Annotated in this window: 16 protein-coding genes; 6 read left to right on the top strand and 10 right to left on the bottom strand. The window is 70.0% G+C overall.

From position 1 onward, the window contains the following. Positions 1-37 precede the first annotated feature (37 nt). Together J2X21_RS15440 and J2X21_RS15435 are read right to left on the bottom strand one after the other, a co-directional pair. The gene (locus J2X21_RS15440) at positions 38-589 is read right to left on the bottom strand and encodes a chromate transporter (RefSeq protein ID WP_310330095.1); all 552 of its coding nucleotides are present in this window, start codon (positions 587-589) and stop codon (positions 38-40) included. Further along, positions 586-1593 carry a D-2-hydroxyacid dehydrogenase family protein gene (locus J2X21_RS15435; RefSeq protein ID WP_310330094.1) on the bottom strand — a complete coding sequence of 336 codons (1008 nt, stop codon included), beginning with the start codon at positions 1591-1593 and terminating at the stop codon, positions 586-588. The genes J2X21_RS15440 and J2X21_RS15435 overlap by 4 nt, the downstream gene beginning before the upstream one ends. A gap of 93 nt (positions 1594-1686) precedes the next feature. Between J2X21_RS15435 and J2X21_RS15430 the strand changes: the two genes are divergently transcribed. From J2X21_RS15430 to J2X21_RS15405, 6 genes are all read left to right on the top strand, one after another. Next, positions 1687-2196, top strand: coding sequence for a DUF1993 domain-containing protein (locus J2X21_RS15430; protein ID WP_310330092.1), 510 nt, complete (start codon positions 1687-1689; stop codon positions 2194-2196). 164 nt (positions 2197-2360) lie between these two features. Then, positions 2361-4223: an O-linked N-acetylglucosamine transferase, SPINDLY family protein gene (locus J2X21_RS15425; RefSeq protein ID WP_310330090.1), complete on the top strand. Its 1863-nt coding sequence runs from the start codon at positions 2361-2363 to the stop codon at positions 4221-4223. A 23-nt stretch (positions 4224-4246) separates the two neighbouring features. After that, complete coding sequence (locus J2X21_RS15420) at positions 4247-6580, top strand: type I secretion system permease/ATPase (protein ID WP_310330089.1); 2334 nt, start codon at positions 4247-4249, stop codon at positions 6578-6580. 43 nt (positions 6581-6623) lie between these two features. After that, a complete protein-coding gene (locus J2X21_RS15415; RefSeq protein WP_310330088.1) occupies positions 6624-7808 on the top strand; it encodes an HlyD family type I secretion periplasmic adaptor subunit in 1185 nt (394 codons plus the stop codon). 232 nt (positions 7809-8040) lie between these two features. Further along, a complete protein-coding gene (locus J2X21_RS15410) occupies positions 8041-9381 on the top strand; it encodes a TolC family protein (protein WP_310330086.1) in 1341 nt (446 codons plus the stop codon). 102 nt (positions 9382-9483) lie between these two features. Beyond that, the gene (locus J2X21_RS15405) at positions 9484-11181 is read left to right on the top strand and encodes a hypothetical protein (RefSeq protein ID WP_310330084.1); all 1698 of its coding nucleotides are present in this window, start codon (positions 9484-9486) and stop codon (positions 11179-11181) included. Position 11182: 1 nt separating this feature from the next. On the opposite strand, the gene J2X21_RS15400 is transcribed toward J2X21_RS15405, so the two are convergent. From J2X21_RS15400 to J2X21_RS15365, 8 genes are read right to left on the bottom strand one after another with little or no spacing between them, the layout of a single operon-like run. Next, on the bottom strand, positions 11183-13159 hold the full coding sequence (locus J2X21_RS15400) for a hypothetical protein (RefSeq protein WP_310330083.1): 1977 nt from the start codon (positions 13157-13159) through the stop codon (positions 11183-11185). A 2-nt stretch (positions 13160-13161) separates the two neighbouring features. Beyond that, the gene (locus J2X21_RS15395) at positions 13162-14154 is read right to left on the bottom strand and encodes a hypothetical protein (protein WP_310330081.1); all 993 of its coding nucleotides are present in this window, start codon (positions 14152-14154) and stop codon (positions 13162-13164) included. Continuing rightward, positions 14154-15014, bottom strand: coding sequence for an N-acetylneuraminate synthase family protein (locus tag J2X21_RS15390; protein ID WP_310330079.1), 861 nt, complete (start codon positions 15012-15014; stop codon positions 14154-14156). The genes J2X21_RS15395 and J2X21_RS15390 overlap by 1 nt, the downstream gene beginning before the upstream one ends. A 51-nt stretch (positions 15015-15065) precedes the next feature. Beyond that, positions 15066-16286 carry an ATP-grasp domain-containing protein gene (locus tag J2X21_RS15385; RefSeq protein ID WP_310330078.1) on the bottom strand — a complete coding sequence of 407 codons (1221 nt, stop codon included), beginning with the start codon at positions 16284-16286 and terminating at the stop codon, positions 15066-15068. Positions 16287-16291: 5 nt separating this feature from the next. Continuing rightward, on the bottom strand, positions 16292-17119 hold the full coding sequence (locus tag J2X21_RS15380; protein ID WP_310330077.1) for a class I SAM-dependent methyltransferase: 828 nt from the start codon (positions 17117-17119) through the stop codon (positions 16292-16294). After that, complete coding sequence (locus tag J2X21_RS15375; protein ID WP_310330076.1) at positions 17116-17952, bottom strand: SDR family NAD(P)-dependent oxidoreductase; 837 nt, start codon at positions 17950-17952, stop codon at positions 17116-17118. Before J2X21_RS15375 ends, J2X21_RS15380 begins: the two co-directional genes overlap by 4 nt. Further along, positions 17946-19361 carry a glucuronate isomerase gene (gene uxaC / locus J2X21_RS15370; protein WP_310330075.1) on the bottom strand — a complete coding sequence of 472 codons (1416 nt, stop codon included), beginning with the start codon at positions 19359-19361 and terminating at the stop codon, positions 17946-17948. The genes J2X21_RS15375 and uxaC overlap by 7 nt, the downstream gene beginning before the upstream one ends. After that, the gene (locus tag J2X21_RS15365; RefSeq protein WP_310330074.1) at positions 19358-20317 is read right to left on the bottom strand and encodes a class I SAM-dependent methyltransferase; all 960 of its coding nucleotides are present in this window, start codon (positions 20315-20317) and stop codon (positions 19358-19360) included. Before J2X21_RS15365 ends, uxaC begins: the two co-directional genes overlap by 4 nt. Position 20318: the final 1 nt, after the last annotated feature.

Raw genomic sequence — 20318 nt, 5'->3', positions numbered from 1 at the left:
CGGGGGACCGGCCAAGGTACGCCTTGGACGAGGGGCTTCACTTTCTGAGTTTCCACCACGCGATGACCAGGCCGCCGCCGCCCAGCAGGGCCAGCACGGTGATCAGCGGCCAGCGCAGCAGGCCGATCAACACGAAGGCAGCCACCGCGAGGCCGGCCGCCAGCGGACGGCCGAGCGGGCTGGTCTTCAGCGCCGGCAGCAGCTTGATGCCGGTGGCCAGGATGAGGCCGGCCGACACGGCGCCCATGCCGCGCAGCGCGGCCAGCGCCGTCGGGTGCGCCGCCAGCTGATCGAACGCCGCGGCCAGCACCAGCACGATGAGGGCCGGCACCACCAGCATGCCGGCCAGCGCGACCACCGCACCGCGCAACCCGAAGAAGCGGTCGCCGACCATCATCGACAGGTTCACGACGTTGGGTCCGGGCAGCACCTGCGCGATGGACAGCGTCTCGACGAACTCGTCCTTGCTCATCCAGCCCAGGCGCTCGACCAGTTCGCGCTGCGCCACGGCCAGCACCCCGCCGAACCCTTGCAACGCCAGGCGCGTGAACGCCAGGAACAGGTGGGCGAGCGACTGCGGGCGGTTCAACGCAGGACTTTGAGGGCGTCGGGGTTGACGATGTTCGTCGGCTCGGACTTGATGAAGTTCAGCACGTTGTCGAAGGCCGCATCGAAGTACAGCTCGTAGCTGTCCTGCTCCACGTAGCCGATGTGCGGCGTGCAGACGGCGTTCTCCAGCCGCAGCAGCGGGTGGCCCTGCAGGATGGGCTCGCTCTCGAACACGTCGATGGCGGCCATGCCGGGGCGGCCGCGGTTCAGTGCCGACACCAGCGCGCCCTCGACGACCAGCTCGGCCCGCGACGTGTTGACGAACAGCGCGGTGGGCTTCATGTGGGCCAGATCCTCCGCCGTGACGATGCCGCGCGTGGCGTCGCACAGCCGCAGGTGCACGGACAGCACATCGGCCTCGGCGAAGAAGCTCTCGCGGCTGGCGGCCGCCTGGTAGCCGTCGGCCTCCGCGCGCAGCCGCGAGGATTCGCTGCCCCAGACCATCACCTTCATGCCGAAGGCCCGGCCATAGCCCGCCACCAGCTGGCCGATCTTGCCGTAGCCCCAGACGCCCAGCGTCTTGCCGCGCAACACCAGCCCGAGGCCGAAGTTGGCCGGCATGGAGGCCGACTTCAGCCCGGCCTGCTGCCAGGCGCCGTGCTTCAGGTTGCCGATGTACTGCGGCAGCCGGCGCATGGACGCCATGATCAGCGCCCAGGTCATTTCCGCCGGCGCGACGGGGTCGCCTCGGCCCTCGGCCACGGCAATGCCCAGCCGCGTGCAGGCGTCCACGTCGATGTGGCTGCCGACCCGGCCGGTCTGCGAGATCAGCTTCAGCTTGGGCAGCTTCTCCAGCAGCTGGCGCGGAAAGGCGGTGCGTTCGCGGATCAGCACCAGCACTTCTGCATCACGCAATCGCACGGACAGCTGGCCTATGCCCTTGACCGTGTTGGTGAAGACCTTGGCGTTCAGCGGTTCCAGCTTGGCGGCACAGCGCAGCTTGCGTACCGCATCCTGGTAGTCGTCGAGGATGATGACGTTCATGGGCAACAGGTTTTGCGGGGCATTGTGCCGTGGCCCGTCATACCCTCCGGGGGAGCTGGCTACCATCGGTTTCCCGATGACAGGAGACATTCGATGACGCAGATTTCCATGCACGGCGCCAGCGCGCCGGCCTTCGCGAAGATGCTGGGCAACATGCTGAACTGGCTGGAGGCCGCCAAGGCCCACGCCGAGGCCAGGAAGTTCTCAACCGACGTCTACCTGACGCTGCGCCTGGCGCCCGACATGCTGCCCTTCACGAAGCAGATCCAGATCGCCAGCGACGCCGCCAAGGGCTGCGTGGCGCGCCTGGCCGGCCAGGAGATCCCGAAATACGAGGACAACGAGGCCACGCTGGACGAACTGGCCGAGCGCATCCGCAAGACGCGCGACTACGTGCTGTCGGTGCCCGAATCCGCCTTCGCCGGCAGCGAGACCCGCGAGATCACCATCCCGCGCCGCACCGGCGACCCGCTGAAGTTCGACGGCGTCACCTATCTGCGCCATTTCGCGCTGCCGAACTTCTATTTCCACGCGACAACGACCTACGCGCTGCTGCGCCACGCCGGCGTCCCGCTGGGCAAGGGCGACTATCTCGGAGGCTGATTTGGGTGAAAACCCGGCCTTCAGCCGCGAATAGTGCTCAGGGGACGGTCCAATTGCACGGATCCAAGACAGTGCAGCGGCGCAAAATCCGGAGTCAGGTGCCGCCATCTCGCCCCGGGCTGGGTGGCGTGCCGTCTTTACCGGAACCCAATGCCGCCGACACCATGGACATCGCCAGTCCGAGCATGCAGACCCTGAGCGTCCCGCAAGCGCTGCAACCCGAGTGGGAGCAGCTGATGGCGGCCGTCCAGTCGCGCAGCCTCGCGCTGCCGGAGCTGATGTCGCGCGCCAACCAGCTGCAGGCCGAAGGCCAGGCGGACTTGGCCGGCCAGCTCTATCAGGCCTGGCTGGACCACAACGACGGGCCGATGCGCCTGGTGGCGCTGTACAACCTGGGCACGGTCTGGTCGTCGCTGCGCCGCAACGAGGACGCAGCGCGCATCTACCGCGAGGCGCTGGCGCTGAAGCCCGACTTCCTGCAGGCCCGCGTGAACCTGGGCCACCAGCTGGAGCATCTGGGCCAGAAGGAAGAGGCGCTGCAGACCTGGCGCGACGTGGCCGACAGCGACACCACCGTCGAGATCATGGGTGCCGCGCCCGACGAGATGCGGCTGCACGCGCTGAAGAACATGGCCCGCCTGCTGGAGCAGGAGCGCCGCTTCCCCGAGGCCGAGGCGCTGATGCGCCGCTCGCTGGAAATGCGGCCCGAGCAGCCCGACGTGCTGCAGCACTATGTGCATGTGCGCCAGAAGCAGTGCGCCTGGCCCATCTACGAGCCGGTGGGTGAGGTCACGCCCAACCAGCTGCTCAGCAACACGTCGCTGCTGGCGATGCTGAGCTACAGCGATGACCCGGCGCTGCAGCTGATGGTGGCGCAGCGTTTCGTCAACGAGAAGGTCATCAAGTACAAGGGCCCGCCGCTGCACGCCCGCGTGAAGCGCCAGGGCCGCATCCGCATCGGCTACCTGTCGGGCGACCTGCGCATGCACGCAGTCGGCTTCCTGACGCCGGAGATCTTCGAGCTGCACGACCGCTCGCGTTTCGAGGTGTTCGCGTTCTGCTGGAGCGGCGACGAGGCCAGCGCCCAGCAGGCGCGCATCCGCCAGGCGATGGATCACGTCATTCCGCTGCAGGGCCGCAGCGACGAAGAGGCCGCTCAGCTGATCGCCGCCGCCGGCATCGACGTGCTGGTGGACCTGCAAGGCCTGACCAACGGCGCCCGCCCCAACATCCTGGCCTACCGGCCGGCGCCGGTGCAGGTCAGCTACCTGGGCCTGCCGGCCACGTCGGCGGTGCCGGGCGTGGACTGGATCATCGCGGACCGCTACGTGATGCCGCCGGAGTACCTGCCGTACTGCACCGAGCGGCCCATCTATCTGAAGCATTGCTACCAGTCCAGCGACCGCAAGCGCCCCGTAGGCCCCAAGCCCACGCGCAGCCAGGTCGGGCTGCCGGAGGAGGCCTTTGTCTTCTGCTCGTTCAACAACAACCACAAGTACACGCAGCAGATGTTCGACGCCTGGATGCGCATCCTGGCGGCCGTGCCCGGCTCGGTGCTGTGGCTGCTGGCGGACAACGAGAAGGCCCGCGAGAACATGCTGGCCAACGCCCAGCGCATGGGCGTCGACGCGTCGCGGCTGTATTTCGCGCCGCGCGCTGCGCCGCCGGACTACCTGGCCCGCTTCCAGCTGGCCGACCTGGTGCTGGACACCTTCCCGTTCAACGCCGGCACCACCGCCAACGACTGCCTGTGGATGGGCACCCCCATCCTGACGCTGAGCGGCCGCAGTTACATCTCGCGCATGGCCGGCAGCCTGCTGAATGCGGTCGGATTGCCGGAATTGGCGACCCAGACGCTTCAGGATTACGAGCGCATGGCGATACAGATCGGCATGCAGCCAGCCCGTTCACAGTCCTACAAGCGCTACCTGGCTGAATTCGGCCGCTCGTCGCCGCTGTTCGACATGCCTGCGCTGGTGCGCGACATGGAAGACCAGTTCGAGACCATGGCGCTGGCGCGCCGCTGACACGCTGAACCGGAGACCAACGGGTGCCTCAACGCCGCGACGACTTCTTCGACCCACCGGGCGCCGGTGGTCGACGCGGCCTGCACCTGGCCGAGGCACCGCCTGCGCCGCCGCGCCGGCCCGAGGCCGAGGACGCGCCGGGTGCCGGTGCTGATCTGGGCGACCCGCTGCTACATGCGCTGGTCTGGCTGACGCAGTACCACGGTCGCCCGCGCTCCGCCGCGTCGCTGCGCGCCGATGGCGCCGCCGACGGCTCGCTGGCCCCCGACCAGGCCGTGCGCCTGATGCGCGAGGCCGGCTACGACGCTGCCATGCAGCGCCGCCCGCTGGCCCAGATCAACGGGTTGATGCTGCCGGCCGTGCTGCTGCTCAAGGGCGGCGACGCCTGCCTGCTGGTGCGCCCGCTGGCCGAGGGCAGCGACCGCTTCGAGGTGGTCTTCCCCGGCGCCGACGCCAAGGCCGTCGAGGCCTCGCTGGCCGAGCTGGAGGGCGAGTACAGCGGTTTCTGCCTGCTGGCAAGCCCGGCGGAAGTGCCGCGCTCGCAGGCGCGCGCCCACCACCACCTGATCGAGCTGGACCGCACCGACCACTGGCTGTGGGGCACGCTCAAGCGCTTCATGCCCTACTACAAGGGCGCGATGCTGGCGGCACTGCTCAGCAACGTGCTGATGCTTGGCACCGGCATGGTCACGGCCGTCATCTACGACAAGGTCATCCCGCACCAGGACGCGATGGCCACGCTGTGGACGCTGGTCATCGGCGGTGCGCTGTGCGTGGTGTTCGACCTGTTCGCCAAGCACCTGCGCGCCGACCTGATCGACCTGGCCGGCCGCAAGGCCGACCTCATCATCGGCTCACGGCTGTTCAAGCACATCCTGTCCATCCGCATGGAGCACAAGCCCGCGTCGGCCGGTTCCTGCGCGCACTACATGGGCCAGGTGGAGACCGTGCGCGACTTCTTCGCGTCGGCATCCATGTCCGTCATCAGCGACGTGCCGTTCATCTTCGTGTTCGTCGGCATGGTGTTCATGGTTGGCGGCCCGCTGGGCTGGGTGGTCACGTTGACCGTGCCCATCATGCTGGTCGGCATCTTCCTGCTGCAGCACCTGGTGCGCCGCTCGGTGCGCACCGGCATGGCCGAGCACGCGGAGCTGCAGGGCAACCTGGTGGAAGCGCTGGAAGGCCTGGAGGACGTGAAGACCTCCGGCGCGGCGCCGCAGTTCCAGCACCGCTACGAGATGAGTAACGCGGTGGCGGCCGAGTCGGGCCACCGCATGCGCAGCATGCACGGGCTGATCAACCACCTGTCGCAGTCCATGTACCAGGTCAACACGCTGGTCATGCTGCTGGTGGGCGTCCACCTGATCCGCGAGGGCGTCATCACGCAGGGTGCGCTGATCGGCTCCATCATGTTCTCCATGCGCGCGCTGGCGCCGCTGGGTGCGCTGGTGGGCCTGGTCACTCGTTACCAGGGCGCACGCGCCGCGATGCAGAGCCTGGACACGCTGATGAGCAAGCCCACCGAGCGCCAGGTGGGCCAGGCCTATGTGCCGCTGAACCAGGTGACCGGTCGCGTGGGCCTGAACGACGTGGGTTTCAGCTACCCGCCGCCGGTGCCTGACCAGGCGGCGCCCAAGGTGTTGAACGGCGTGTCACTGCGCATCGACGCGGGCGAGCGCGTCGCCATCCTGGGCCGCATCGGCAGTGGCAAGTCCACCGTGCTGCGCCTGCTGGGCGGGCTGTACCAGCCCACCGAGGGCCTGGTGGAAGTGGAGGGCATAGACCTGCGCCAGGTGGACCCGGCCGAGTACCGCTCGCACGTGGGCTTCGTGTCGCAGGAGCCGCGGCTGTTCCACGGCTCGCTGCGCGACAACGTGCTGATGGGCCGTGGCGACGTGGACGCGGCGCGGCTGGTGGAAGTGGCCAAGCTGACCGGGCTGGACCGCCTGGTGGCCGGGCATCCGCAGGGCTGGGACCTGCAGGTGGGCGAGATGGGCGGCCTGCTGTCCGGCGGCCAGCGGCAGCTGGTGGCGCTGGCGCGTGCGCTGGTCAACAAGCCCAAGATCCTGCTGATGGACGAGCCCACCAGCTCCATGGACGCGCAGTCCGAGATGAGCTTCCTGCGCCAGCTGAAGCAGGCGTCGGAAGGCGTCACGCTGGTGGCGGTGACACACCGCCCGGCGGTGCTGGAACTGGTGACCCGCGTGGTGGTCATGGACAACGGCAAGGTCGTGCTGGATGGCCCGCGTGACAAGGTGCTGGCGGCGCTGTCCGGCGTGCGCCCGGCGGCCGAGCAGCAGCCGGGTGTGCACATGCACCCCAGCGCGCAACCGGTTCAAAGGCAAGCCTCGGTCTGACCAAGACTGAGTGAGCGCGATGGCGGGTGGTCGACAGGAAGGCATGTTCACGAGCGCATTGGCGAATGCGCTCGCCGACGAACCCTTGCCGCGCTCGATGTGGGCGCTGTACCTGCTGGCGGCGGCGATGGTCGTCGCCATCGTGTGGGCCAGCATCGCCGAGGTGGACCAGATCAGCCGCGTGCAGGGCCGCGTCGTGCCCGAGGCGCGCGAGCAGGTTATCGCCAGCCTGGACAGCGGCCTGCTGGCCGAGCTGAAGGTGCGCGAGGGCGAAGAGGTGCAGGCGGGCCAGGAACTGGCGCGGCTGGACCCGACCCGCGTGGAAGCGCAGGAGAACGAAGGCGCGCTGCGCCGCACGGCGATGCGCGTGGCCGTCGCGCGGCTGCGGGCCGAGGCCTATGGCGGCAAGTTCGAGCTGCCGGCCGACGTGCCGGCCAAGTCCGAAGCGGTGGCGCTGGAAAGGCAGGCCTTCGAGGCCCGCCAGCGGCTGCTGGACGAGGCCGTCTCCAGCCTGGATCGCAGCATCGGCCTGCTGGCCCGTGAGTTGAAGGTGGCGCAGGACCTGTCGGCCAAGGGCCTGATGTCCGAGGTCGAGGTCATGCGCGTGAACCGCCAGATCAACGACCTCCGACAGCAGCGCCAGGAGCGCGTCAGCCGCTTCCGCCAGGAGGCCAGCCAGGAACTGGCGCGGCAGGAGAATGAGCTGGCGGCGCTGGACGAGCAGCAGGTCGTGCGCCAGGACGCGATGAAGCGCACCGTGCTGCGCTCGCCGGTGCATGGCATCGTGAAGGCCATCCGCATCACGACGCTGGGCGGCGTCGTCACCAGCGGCTCGCCCATCATGGAGATCGTGCCGCTGGGCCCCACGGTGCTGATCGAGGCGCGCATACCGCCCAGCGAGGTGGGCTTCATCCAGGTCGGCCAGCGCGCCATCATGAAGATCGCCGGCTACGACTACAACATCAACGGCGGCCTGGAAGGCAAGATCGAGGTCATCAGCGCCGACACGCTGGGCGACAACGAGAAGCTGTCCGCCGCCACCGGCGACGCGCGCTACTACCGCGCGCTGGTGCGCGCCGAGCAGAACACGCTGATGCGCAACGGCGAGCCGCTGCCGGTCATCCCTGGCATGGCGGCCACGGTCGAGATCAAGACCGGCGAGCGCACGGTGCTGAGCTATCTGCTGCGGCCGCTGCTGAGGTCCCAGGAAGCGTTGCGGGAACGTTAGCCCCTCGCCCAGCCCGCCATGCTGGACGCAGGCGTGCTGGTCGGTCCCCCGAGGGGACGGCGATGCGTGCCGGTTCGACCGGCACGCACATCGCCAGAGCGGGCCGGCTTGGGAGCGGCCCGGCGCTCGGCCCGGTGGAATAGCGGCCCGACGGCACTGCTTCTCCAGCCTTTCGCTCGGGGGTGCACATGGTCTAGTGGAGCCCGTGCTGTCTCCTGCCGTAGTTCCGAACATGCGTGCCCTCCATCGCCTCCTGCCACTGGCTCTGGCCTGCGGCATTGCCATGCCTGCGTGGGCGCAGCTGCGCTGTGGCGAGGACGACGCCGCCGTCGTTGCCGACAAGGCCAGAGGCGTGGACCTGTCCATCGCCTCTGCCGACCCGCGCGGCCAACTGGTGTCGCTGGTGGACACGGCGCTGCGCCGCAGCGAGCAGATCGGCGCCGCCACGCTGTTGGCCCAGGCCGCGCGTGACGACTGGGTGCAGGCCAGCGAGGCCAACAAGCCCAGCGTGAACGCCACGGTCAGCGGTGCCGCCGCGGGCCAGCATGTCAACGGACTGCGCCAGCAGCAGGCGCAGTCGCAGCTGACGCTGGGCTTCAGCATGCCGCTGTGGGACGCCGGCCGCACCGCCTCCAACAGCGCCTGGCGCGCGCAGCTGGCCGAGGCGTCACGGCAAGGCCTGTTCAACGCCGAGCAACAGATCTCGGTGCAGGTCGTCAACTTCTCGCTGGACCGCGGCCGCCTGCTGCTGCAGGCGCAGATCTACCGCCAGTACATGCGCCGCATGGCCTGTCTCGTCGAGGCGCTGGAAGGCGTCGTCAAGGTCGACAAGGGCCGCGCCAGCGAGCTGATCCAGGCGCAGAAGAGCCAGATGACGGCCGAGCTGTCGATGGAGCAGACCATCAGCGCGCTGCGCTCCACCGAGTTCCGGCTGAAGCGCCTGGTGGGCGACCAGCTGCCGCCCAGCGCCAGCTACGCGGCCGTGCTGAACCAGCTGCCGGACCTGGAGAACCTGCGCCAGGCGGCGGCCCAGTCGGCCGACGTGCTGGCGCTGCAGGCCAACTCGCGCGCGCAGCGCCGCTATGCCGAGAGCGTGTCGGCCCAGGGCAAGCCGCAGGTCAACCTGGGCGGTGCCGGCGTGGCCACCGTGACGAACAAGGGCAGCAAGGCCGGCGAATGGAACGCCGGCGTCAGCCTGACCGTGCCCATCCTGCAACCGGGCCAGCAGGCCGCCGAGCAGGCCGCCAGCAAGCGCGCCGAAGCGGCCGAGGCGCAGGTGCGTGACGCCCTGAACGCCAAGGTCTACCAGATGAGCGACCTCTACAGCTCGGCCGAGGCCGCGCTGGATCGCTCGCGCCGCATCGTCGAGATCCTGCGCAACAGCGAGCGGCTGCGCGCCGCGACGCTGGTGCAGTGGCAGCAGATGGGCCGGCGCTCGCTGTTCGACGTGATGGGCGCGGAGTCCGACTACTATTCCCTGCGCGTCGCCCAGCTCAGCACGCTGTTCGAGGCGCAGCAGGCGCTGGCCCTGCTGTGGTCCCTGGGACCGGGCGTGATGTCTGCGTTGAGGTAAGCCCCGGCCGCCGTTGGCGGCCTTTTTCCGTCTGGATCCGTCTGGAGAGCGAGTGAGCGAAGTCGTCGCGGTGCTGCCGCCCCACATCCCGCAGCAGGGGACGTGCCGATGCCAGGCCTGATCGCCGTCGCCCATCGCCTGGACCTGCCTTCAGCGGCCTTGCTCGTCGAGCAGCAGCAGGCGCGGGTGCTGCTGGTCGACCCGCTGAACCATGCCCGCGTGCTGCACCACCCCCTGCCGGAACCTGAGGTCTACACGCGCGTGGACCCGGCCGCGACCCGCGCTGCCGCGATCGACGCGCAGGCCCGCGCGCTGGCGCTGAGCCGCGCGCTGGCACCGTTGCTGCAGCGCCTGGCGCCGGGGGCCGATGTGGTGCCCTGGTCGGCGCACCGCTTCCAGCAGTTCTTCTGGACCGCCTTGGGCTATCGCGCCGTGTGGCAGCAGGCCACCGCCGAGCTGCGCCCCGAGCACTGGCATGTTCTGCTGCCGCGCCAGCCGCATCGCTATGGCGCGCACTCCTTCGTGCCGGGGCTGATGCTGGTGGAGCAACTGCGCGCCCGCGGCCTGCCGCACACGGCCTACAGCTTCGACGTGCCGACGCTGGAGGGCAGCCAGTTGCCGGACCTGCGGCAGTTGCCGGGCGACGTGGAGCTGCTGTGCCACCTGCCCACCTGCTTCCACGACGCCGAGTATTTCCGCCAGGAGCTGCTGGCCAGCGGCCTGCGCTGCGGCGTGCTCAGCGCCGAGGTCTACGACGTGGCGCTGGAAGGCCTGCCGGCCAGCGGGCTGGTCGACAGCGCCGTGGTGCGCGGGCTGCTGCCGCCGGCCGCGCTGGCGTTGCTGGACGAACTGGCCGCCCCGGTCTGCGCGCTGCTGCGCGCGCATCTGCAGCCGCTGCTGTTGAACGCGAACTTCCTGGAAACCCAGGTGCAGGCCTTGTGGCAGGCGCTGCAGGCGCAAGGCCTACTGTGCCTGTGGCTGGAGCAGCATTTCGCCGGCCGGCTGCCGCGCCGGCTGCTGCTGTCCAACCACGATTCCACCGTGCACGGCGCGCTGCTGAGCTTCGCGGCCCGGCACCGGCTGCCCGTGACCATGGTGCCGCATTCCAAGGTCTTCAACCAGCCGGTGTTCAACAGCGACGGGCTGCAGGTGCAGTGCCTGCACCACGGCCTGCAGGATGGCCCCTGCGTGGACCTGGGCGGCCGCGCGCTGCTGGCGCAGCGGCTGGCTTTCCCGGGCGCGTGGCAGCAGGAGGAGGTCACCGCGCCGCGCCTGGCGACCGTCGGCGTGGTGCTGAACGGCCTCAGCGCCAATGGCGTGAGCCTGCTGAACTTCGAGGACTACGCCGCCGGCCTGCGCCAGCTCGCCGAGGGCTGCCGCGCGCTGGGGCTTGCGCTGCGCTGGCGCATCCGGATGGCCGAAACGCCGGCCCTGCTGCTGGCCGAGCGGCTGGGGGTGCCGGCCGACGACCTGTTCGCCGGCGCGCAGGGCAGTCTGCTGGACTTTGGCCGCGGCTGCGACCTCGTCATCGGCTACGACGCGCCCACCTCCGGCCTGCATGAGCTGCTGGGTGCCGGGCTGGCAGTGCTGCAGGCCGAGATCCGGCCGCTGGCGGGCGACGAGTGGAGCATCGTCGATGCCGGCGTCGCGCCGCGCATGAACCTCGTCGAGCTGCTGGCGCGGCTGCGGCTGCTGGCCGCCAATCCGGCTTATTTCCGCGATTTCCGCGCCGGCCAGCACCGGCTCGTGCTGGCCCGCCAGGAGGGGGCGCAGCCGCTGCGCCACTGGCTGCGTCACTAAGCTACCGCGGCGCGATCGTCAACTCGAAGTCCCGCAGCGTGCCGCCGGCGCGCGCGGTGTCGTCCAGTTCCGCCAGCGAGAACTTCAGCCGCGTGAACGGGGCGGGGCTGGCGTGCCGGTGGCTCAGCATCGGCACGGCCGCGCAGCGCGTCGGGTCCCAGCGCAGCGCCAGCAGTGGGCCACGCGCGTCCTCAAGCAGCAGCTGGCCATCGGTGGCGCCGAAGCCGGCGGTGCTGGACACCAGCGTGGACGCCGGCTCGGCGTGCGCGGCGGGCTGGTCCAGCACAAAGGTCTCGGGCGCCGGGCCGCCCTGCGTGCAGTGCAGCCGCAGCGGCTCCTGCAGATGTTCGTGCAGCAACGTCAGCACGGCCACGCGCAGGCTGCCCAGCGGGCGCGAGACGCCGTCGAAGTGATAGCCCAGCGTGACCCGCTCCGTGGCCAGGTCGATGCCGATGCGCTTCTCCAGCTGCCCGTCGGCGAAGCGCAGCCGGGCGCGCAGCAGCAATTGGCCGTCGTGCGCGGCGAACTCGGGCGTCACCCATTCGAGGTCGGCCAGGCGCTGGCGAGTCACCGGCGACTCCAGCAGCACGCCGCCCGAATAGAAGTCCGCGCCCAGTTCGATGCTGTCGAAATAGCCCTGATCCAGCGTGCCGATGACCGGCCGCCCACCGGTCGACGCGAAGGCCAGCGACGCGATGGTGGCGCCGCGGCGCAGGTTCAGCGTCATCGACACGCCGGGCGCGGTCAGCGCCAGCAGGATGGCGGAGGGGTCCAGCGCCAGCGTGACACCGGCGGGCGGCGTGAAATGCTCCAGCGTCTGCCACGCCAGCGTGTCGGCGGTGGCGGCGGTGGCCGGTCCCAGCTTGTCCAGCCCCGCCGTGCGCCGCTCGCTGGCCAGCTGCCAGCGGGCGTCGGTGATGTGGGTGCGCAGGTCGCTGGCCCACAGCTCGCACAGCGCGCGCCAGGCTTCCGGGTCCTGCGAAGCGCTGGCCTGCAGCGCCGCGCAGAGGCGGTGGCAGTCGGAGTTCAGCGCTAGGTCGTCGCGGCCCGTGACGGACCAGCGGTTGATGTTGTACTTGGCCTGCTTCTTGACCGGGATGGGGTGGGCCACCGACGACAGCCGCCGTGCCTGGCGCGGCAGGCGGGCCTGTAGCTCGGCCAGCGCGGCCGACGGGCTGAGCCACTGCAGGCCCAGGTCGGCCTCGAGGCGGTCGCACAGCTGGGCCAGCCGCTGCCACTCGCTGTCGCCGCTCAGCACGGCCTCGGTGGTGAAGCGGCCGGGGCGGAAGTCGAAGATCTCGGCGTCGTTGCAGTAGATGGGCAGCAGCGTGCCGTCGCGCGCCGCGCGCCGCTGCACGTAGGCCAGGTACTCGGCCATGGGCTTGTCGCCATGCACGACGCGCTGCAGGCTCTGGAACAGGATGGAGTCGCCCCACAGCACCGGCAGGGCCGTGGCGTCGTCAGCCTCGCCGCAGCCCAGCGCGTGCGTGGGCGTCGCGCCCAGCGGCGCACCGGCCAGGCCCAGCGCCAGGCGCACGTTGTCGCGGTCCATGACCAGGCCGCGGTAGCCGGCCTCCGCGTAGACATCGACCATGCCGGTCGAGTAGGCCATCTCGTTGACGAGCACGATGGCGGGCGTCGTGCCCAGCAGGCGGTGGTAGGCCTCCAGCCCCAGGCGCTGGTTCCAGCGGTTGGCCTCAAACGGCGCCAGCGGGCCGATCATCTGCGTCCAGCCGCTGCCTATCAGCTCGCAGCGCCCGGCCTTCAGCAGCTCGCGGAACTTGCGCACCCAGGCCGGGTCCAGCGACTCGATCTGCTGCAGCGTCCAGCCGGTCAGCTCGATGCCCAGCGGCAGGTGGCGCTGCTCGGCCAGGCGCAGCAGCGGCCAGTAGCATTTCGCGATGACCTCGGGGTACAGCTCGGTCTTGATCGACGAGAACGCCAGGTTCAGGTGGAACAGCAGATAGCCTTGGGGCATGGTCAGGTCAGCAGGGCTTGAATGGCGCGGGCGAGGCGCTCGCCGCCGGGCGTGTGGAGGTGATCGCGTGCGCTGCGCGAGAGCGTCGCGGCCTGGGTCGCATCCTGCATCAGGCCGGCCAGCAGCTGGGTGGCCTCGCGCTCATCGGCAGCCACCCGTGCCACGCCGGCCGCTGCCACGGCCGCGAGTTCGGCATTGTCCTTGCTCCCGTAGGGCGAGAACACGACGGTGGGCACGCCCAGGTGCAGCAGCTCGTAGAAGCTGACGCCATAGACCGTCACCGCGTAGTCGCTGGCGCGCATCAGCGGCTGCAGCCCGCTGGGCGCCACGTGCTCGCGCCAGCCCAGGCGCGGCCGTGCGGGTAGGGCGGGCGGCTGGGCGTAGGGGCCGGTCACCCAGTGCACCTCGCTGCCGTCGGGCAGCTGCGCGTCGATCAGCGCGGGCCAGTGTTGGCCCAGGTGGGTGGCGTCGCTGCCGCCGGTCAGCGCCAGCACGCGCGGGCCGGGCTGCCAGGGGCGTGCCGGCGCGTCGCCGTCGATGAGGTAGCAGTCCCAGCCGTGCAGGATGGGAGCACCGTCGGGCAGGCCCGGTGGCGGCACGAAGTGGAAGGTCGGCATCAGCACGAGATCCAGCTCGGCGCGCAGCGGCAGCAGCGCGTCGATGGCCACGAGCTTGCGGCCGGCGCTGCGCCAGCGCCGCAGCCAGGCGGGAAAGTCGGCGGGGATGCGCTGGGCTTGAAGGTCCAGCACCAGCACATCGGCCACGGCGCTGTCGATGGCTTCGGCCAGGTCGCCGCCGGGCGGAATGACGCGGTGCTCGAACGCCGCCAGGCCGGCGTGCACGAGGGGCTCGGCCTGCACCAGCAGCTGCACCTCGGCCTGCGGCAGGCGCTGCAGCGCGCGGGCGGCCACCAGTGTGCGACTCAGGTGGCCCAGGCCGACGCCGGTGCCGGCCTGGCAGGCCAGCAGCACGCGCGGCGCGCGGCCTATGGGCATCACGCCGCTTGCAGGCGGGCGCGCATCTCCAGCAGCGGGCGCAGGCCGTCGCTCGGGTCGGCACGCCAGAGCCGGTCGGGCAGTTCGGACGCCACGGGCGCCTTCACGCCGTCGCCTTCGGCGCCGAAGCCGATGGACAGGTCGCGGATGACCGCGCCGATCTGGTCGGGCAGCCAGCAGTGGCCGGCGGCGTACTCGTCGCCCTGGCCGTCGAGGTCGATGTGGAACTCCACCATGGAGGCGCCGTAGCGGTGCACGGCGCGGTGGATGACGCCGGGTTGCACCGTATGGTCGGACCAGCCGACCGCGCAGCCCGTGGCCTGGCGCAGCGTCTCGATGGCGGCCAGGTTGGCCTCCTGGTAAGGCGTCGGGTAGGCCGAGGTGCAGTGCAGCAGCGTCGGTGCGGCGCAGCCGTTCTTCTTCAGCACGTCGGTGGCGTGAACGATCTCTTCCATGGTGGCCATGCCCGTCGACAGCACGACGCCCTTGCCGGTGGCCGCGCAGGCGGCGAGCAGGTCATCCCACATCAGCTCGTAGGAGGCAACCTTGTAGAAGTCCACGTAGGGCGCGAGTTCTGCCACGGCTTCCAGGTAGAAGGGCGTGCAGCTGAAGGCGACGCCGCGGCTCTTGCAGCGGTCGGCCAGCCTGGGCAGGAAGTCCAGCGGCAGCTCCCAGGCCTTGCGCTTGAGCAGGTCGGGCTTGCTCTTCAACGCTTCGGGCGAGAACAGCGACTCGACCTTGAACAGCTGGAACTTGACGACGGCGCAGCCCACCTCGGCCGAGCGATCAATGAAGTCGAAGGAGCGTTGCAGGTCTTGCGCGTGGTTGCTGGAGACTTCGGCGATGAATGGGACGTTCACGGGGCCCTCCGTTGCGGCGGTTGGGGTATGTGGTGGATGCGGCGGGCGGCTTCAGGCGGCCGGCTCGACCTCGATGCGGATGGTGGCGCGTGCGCGCGCTATGGCGGCCTGCGCCTGCGCCTTGTCGTCGCCGACGCCGATGACCCAGCAGAAGCGGCAGCCGTTGTCGATGTACTCGGTGACCACATCGCCGACCTGGCGCGTGACGATGACCTGCTCGATGCCGGGCAGGGCGCGCGCGGCTTCCAGCCCTTCGATGGCCTTGATGCGGCCGGGCGGCGGGAAGATGCCGGCGCAGATCGCCGTGCGGTGCTGGCGCGGGCGGATCAGCGCTTCGTCCAGCGGGCGACCCAGCGAAATCTCCATGACGGCGCGGATGGGGTCCTGGCCGGTGGACAGCGGCGTCGTGTACTGCGAGTGGAAGCCGCCGCTGAGCCGCGCGGGCATCTCCAGGATCATGGGGCCGCTGGCGGTCATGATCATGTCGGCCTTGGCCGGGCCGAAGGTGATGCCCAGCGAATCGGCGGCCGCGTCCACCACCTCGTAGATGCGGCGCTGCGTGTCGTCGCCCAGCAGCGAGGGGTCGTTGTGCGCGGTCTCGATGTGGAAGGGGTGGTAGCCGAACTCGCGGTCGGCCATGCCGACGTGGTAGTGGCGGCCCTGCCAGACGATGGTCTCGACGCTCTGCTCGGCGCCCACCACGTACTGCTCGACGATGGCCGTGCCGGTGCGCGACGCGGCGCGTGCCTGCTCCAGCGCCTGCGGCAGTTCCGCCTCGGATTCGATCTTCATGCTGCCGCGCGAGGCCGCGTTGTCCACGGCCTTGACGATGGCGGGGAAGCCAGTGCGCTTGAGCACCTGGCGTGCTTCTTCCAGCGTCTGCACCTCGGCGCCGAACGGCGTGGGGATACCGTCGCGCAGCCAGCGCTCCTTCATCAGGCCCTTGTTGTTGGAGCGCTGCGCGACGTCGAGCGGGATGCCGGGCAGGCCCAGCGCGTTCGTGACGGCGGCGACGGTGACGGCGATGTCGGAGCCGGCGAAGGCGGCGCGCAGGTTGAGACGCTCGCGATGCTCCAGCGCGAAGCGCACGTGGCCGTCCACGTCCTTGGAGTCGAGCACCACGGCCTCGTCGCACAGCGCGAAGCCCGGCGCATTGGCGTTGCGGTCGGTGGCCACCACGCGCAGGCCCAGCGCCTTGGCGGTCTTGATCGCGGGGATCTGCATCATGCCCGCGCTGACGATCAGGATGGCTTCTTGGGAGGGAGTGGACATGGTGTTCAGGGGTTCTTGACCAGCCACAGCACCAGCGTGTCGCCGAAGCCGGACTGTTTGGCGATGCGGTCCATCGCCCGCTTGTTGACGGCGGGCACGACGCCGCTGTCGTTGCCGCTGCCGAAGCGCACCTGGCCGCGCATCGAGAAGCCGGCCTGCGAGGCGAAGCGGATCAGCGCGTCCGGCGTGAACAGGTTGATGTGCTCGGTCGGCATGAAGTAGCGCCAGTCGGCGCCGAAGGCCTCGGAGATGAGGCCGATGACGGGCGTCTCGACCAGCAGCCAGCCGCCGGGCGCCAGCAACTCGTACGCATGCTGCAGGAAGTCCTGCGGCCGCGGCAGGTGCTCGATCAGGTGCCACATCGTGAGCACGTCGTAGCGGCCCTGCAGCGCGAGGAAGTCGGTCCGCTCGCAGTCCAGGCCGCTGGCGCGCGCCGTCGCGATGCATTCGGCGCTCGCATCGACGCCGTGGATGCGTGCGGCACCGCTGTCGGCCAGCATGTGCAGGAACTGCCCGGTCGCGCAACCGACGTCGAGCACGGCCTTGCCGGCAAAGCCGTCCGCCGGCAGGCCGAGGTCGGCGAAGGTCAGCAGCTTGTCGCGCCTGAACGCCTCATAGCCGGCCTCGCTGAGATAGTCGGACTGCGCGGTCTTGTGCGACTGGTAGTGCTCGTAGTAGTCGGCGATGTCGTCTGCCGACGGATAGGGGTGCTGCCGCACGACGCTGCAGCCGGCGCATTGCACGTAGCGGGCGCCTGCCTTTTCGCAGACCAGCCGGTAGTCGCCGCAGGCGCACAGGGCGCAGGCACGGTCGTCGAGTTCGGTCGTGCTCATGCGGGCGCGCCTCCTTGTAGTCGTTGGTACAGCGCGTCAACGGCCGCGCTGCTGTCGTAGACGGCGCGGTTGCCTTCGGGCCAGGAATGGCCTTCGACGTTGTAGCCGTCGTCGCAGAAGATCAGGTTGCCGGTCAGGTGACGTTGCGGCACGCAGGTGGCCAGCAGCGTCTCGGTGATGCCGTCGAGCGAGGCGAAGCGCTTGGTGGGCGTGTGGGCCAGGATGGATGCGGCGCGCGGCGTCGGCTTGCCGTCGGCCGGGTCGCGCAGCAGATGGCGGTTCAGCGCGGTCTCGACGGTGCCGGGCGCGACACCGTTGACGCGCACGCCATGGGGTGCAAACTGCGCCGCCGCGGTCTTGATGAGGCCTTCCAGCCCGTGCTTGGACGCGTTGTAGCCGTAGGAGCCGTACAGCGACAGCCGTGACGCGTTGGAGGCCAGGTGGATGAGGTGTCCGTGGCGCTGCGCCAGCAGGCGCCGGCCCAGTACCTGCGTGATGACGAAGGCGCCGCGCAGGTTGACGGCGATGACGCGGTCGAACTCGCTCAGCAACTCCTCGGCGTCGTCACGCAGGAAGTCCATCGGCTTGTGGTGGGTGCCGGCGAAGTTGATGACGATATCCACGCGGCCCAGTTCGTCGAAGGCCTGGTCGGCGGCGGCCTGCAGCGAAGCCAGCGACGCGATGTCGGCGTCGAGGTGCCGCACCCCGGCCTGCGCGGGCGCGTTGCGGCCCAGGTTCACCACGCGGGCGTTGCGCTCCAGCGCGGCCGCCAGGAAGTTGCCGCCGATGGCGCCGCTGGCGCCGATCAACACCAGGTTCGTGTCGTTCAGCATGCCGGGCGTTCCCAGTTGAAATAGCCGGCCGCGTTGCCGTGGCAGATCGCCTCCAGCACGCCGCCCAGACGCTCCACGTCGGACGGCACCAGGCCGGCCAGCGCCTCGCTGGCGAACAGGTTGCACATCAGGCGGCGGAAGTAGTCGTGGCGCGAGAACGAGAGGAAGCTGCGCGAGTCGGTGACCATGCCGACGAAGCGCTGGGCCAGGCCCACCGCCGACAGCGCGTCGAACTGCGCCAGCATGCCGCCGGCCGTGTCGAGGAACCACCACGCGGGGCCGTACTGCACCTTGCCTGGCACGCCGTCTTCGAAGAAGTTGCCGGCAATGGTGGCGAACAGCAGGTTGTCGCCCGGGTTGGAGTTGAAGAGGATGGTCTTGGGCAGCTTGCCGGCCCGGTCCAGCGCGTCGAGGAAACGGTTCAGGCCGCGGGCCTGGTCGAAGTCGCCGATGGAGTCGCAGCCGGTGTCAAGCCCGACGCGCGCGAAGATGCGGCTGTTGTTGTTCCGCAGCGCGCCCAGGTGCAGCATCATGACCCAGCCACGCGCATGGTTCCACTCGGCGAAGCGCTGCATCAGGAAGCTGCGCCATTGCGCCAGCTGCGCGCCGGACAGCGCCTCGCCACGCAGCAGGCGGTCGAACAGGCCGGCCGCTTCGGCGCCGCTGCAGTCGACGGCGTCGATGGATTCGAGACCATGGTCCGACACGCGGCAGCCGAGGTCGTGGAAGTCCGCATGGCGGCGCTGCAGGGCGTCGAGCAGGCCGGCGAGGTCGGTGACGGGCAGGTCGACGACGGCGCGCAGGCGTTCCAGCCAGGTATTGAAGGCGGCCGCATCGTGCAGCGCGCAGGCCGCGTCGGGCCGGAAGGTCGGGTAGACGGCGGTGCCGAAACTCTCGTCGGCGCGCAGCGCGGCGTGATGGGTCAGCACGTCGGCCGGGTCGTCGGTCGTGCACAGCACGCGGACGTTGCGGCCCGCCAGCAGCCCGCGCGGCGTGCAGGCCTCGGTCTGCAGCAGCGCGTTGGCCTCGTCCCAGATGCCTTGCGCGGTGGCCGGCGTCAGCTCGCGCGCGATGCCGAAGGACTGGCGCAACTCCAGCCGGTTCCAGTGGTGCAGCGGATTGCGCAGCGTGTACGGCGCCGTGGCGGCCCAGGCCTGGAACTTCTCGAAGTCACCAGCCGAGCCACTGCACATCGCCTCGGGGATGCCGTTGAGCCGCATCGCGCGCCACTTGTAGTGGTCGCCGCGGATCCAGACATCGGTCAGGTTGGTGAACGGCTTGTTCGAGGCCAGCACGTCCACCGGCAGGTGGCTGTGGTAGTCGATGATCGGCAGGGCCTGGACGCGTGCGTACAGCTCGCGAGCCAGCGGGCTGGCGAGCAGGAAGCCGTCGTCAAGTGGGTTGCTCATGCGGGGGAAGGGGAGTCGTCTATCTTGCGCGCGAAGGCTAGCACTTCGCGACCCAGGCCCAGGCCGGCGAAGGCCCGGTGCAGTCGCGACTTCAGCGCCCGACCCGTCTCGCCGCCGGCACGCAGGTTCATCTCCAGCGTCTTGCGCATGGCATGGGCCTGCCGGCCGAGGGTGTCGTTGCCGATGTAGTTGTGGCCCATCAGCAGGAACAGGTCGATGGGGAAGGTGGTCTCGACATGGCGCACCTCGAAGCCGCAGCGCTGAACGAGCCGGGGCAGGGTGTCCGTGTCGAAATAGTTCAGGTGATGGGGCGGTGCCACCCACCAGGGCGCAACGCCCATGCTCTCGTTGAGCACGCGCTGGAAGGGGTTGAAGTCGTTGGGCACCAGCGCCACCAGCATGCCGCCGGGAGCGAGCAGGCCGTGCACGAGGCGCAGCATGCCGGCCGGGTCGGGCAGGTGCTCCAGCACCTCGCCGAGGTTGACGACGTCGAACTGGCCCAGCGTGGGAGCGGTTTCCTCGTTCAGGAACATGGACCGTACGTCGAGCTTCAGCACCTCGCGGCTGTAGCTGCTGGCGCGCTCCGAGGGCTCGACGCCCATCACGTTCCAGCCACGCTCCCGGCCGGCGGCCAGGAACAGGCCCGGGCCGGAGCCGATGTCCAGCAGGCGGCGGCGTCCGGCCGGCAGTTCGGCTTCCAGCCGCTCGTAGCGCTCGGCATAGACCTCGTCCCACCAGGCTTTGTCTTCCAGGTAGCGCTCGATGTAGAGCGGCTTCTCCTGCGTGTAGTACTCGTGCGAGTAGATGTGCTCCAGCTCCTGCGGCGTCGGCAGCGGCAGCGTGTGGCTGAAGCCGCAGGCCTCGCAGGCGACGACATCGAAGCCGTTGACCGACTGCAGCAGCGGGCCGGTGTGGACGCAGCCGTCGGCGGCCTGCCAGGATGGGGTTGCGCTCAAG

Origin of the sequence: Roseateles asaccharophilus (assembly GCF_031458115.1) — a bacterium.
Classification (GTDB): Bacteria; Pseudomonadota; Gammaproteobacteria; order Burkholderiales; family Burkholderiaceae_C; genus Pelomonas; species Pelomonas asaccharophilus_A.
Note: the sequence above shows the minus strand (reverse complement) of the source record. Positions and strands in the feature narration are given on the sequence as shown.

Bases quoted from the DNA above. Each gene is read 5' to 3' on its own strand.
- J2X21_RS15430 (WP_310330092.1), top strand. From the start codon at position 1,687: ATGACGCAGATTTCCATGCACGGCGCCAGCGCGCCGGCCTTCGCGAAG.
- J2X21_RS15380 (WP_310330077.1), bottom strand. From the start codon at position 17,119: ATGAGCACGACCGAACTCGACGACCGTGCCTGCGCCCTGTGCGCCTGC.
- J2X21_RS15385 (WP_310330078.1), bottom strand. From the start codon at position 16,286: ATGTCCACTCCCTCCCAAGAAGCCATCCTGATCGTCAGCGCGGGCATG.
- J2X21_RS15410 (WP_310330086.1), top strand. From the start codon at position 8,041: ATGCGTGCCCTCCATCGCCTCCTGCCACTGGCTCTGGCCTGCGGCATT.
- J2X21_RS15425 (WP_310330090.1), top strand. From the start codon at position 2,361: ATGGACATCGCCAGTCCGAGCATGCAGACCCTGAGCGTCCCGCAAGCG.
- J2X21_RS15375 (WP_310330076.1), bottom strand. From the start codon at position 17,952: ATGCTGAACGACACGAACCTGGTGTTGATCGGCGCCAGCGGCGCCATC.
- J2X21_RS15400 (WP_310330083.1), bottom strand. From the start codon at position 13,159: ATGCCCCAAGGCTATCTGCTGTTCCACCTGAACCTGGCGTTCTCGTCG.
- J2X21_RS15415 (WP_310330088.1), top strand. From the start codon at position 6,624: ATGTTCACGAGCGCATTGGCGAATGCGCTCGCCGACGAACCCTTGCCG.
- J2X21_RS15435 (WP_310330094.1), bottom strand. From the start codon at position 1,593: ATGAACGTCATCATCCTCGACGACTACCAGGATGCGGTACGCAAGCTG.
- J2X21_RS15395 (WP_310330081.1), bottom strand. From the start codon at position 14,154: ATGCCCATAGGCCGCGCGCCGCGCGTGCTGCTGGCCTGCCAGGCCGGC.
- uxaC (WP_310330075.1), bottom strand. From the start codon at position 19,361: ATGAGCAACCCACTTGACGACGGCTTCCTGCTCGCCAGCCCGCTGGCT.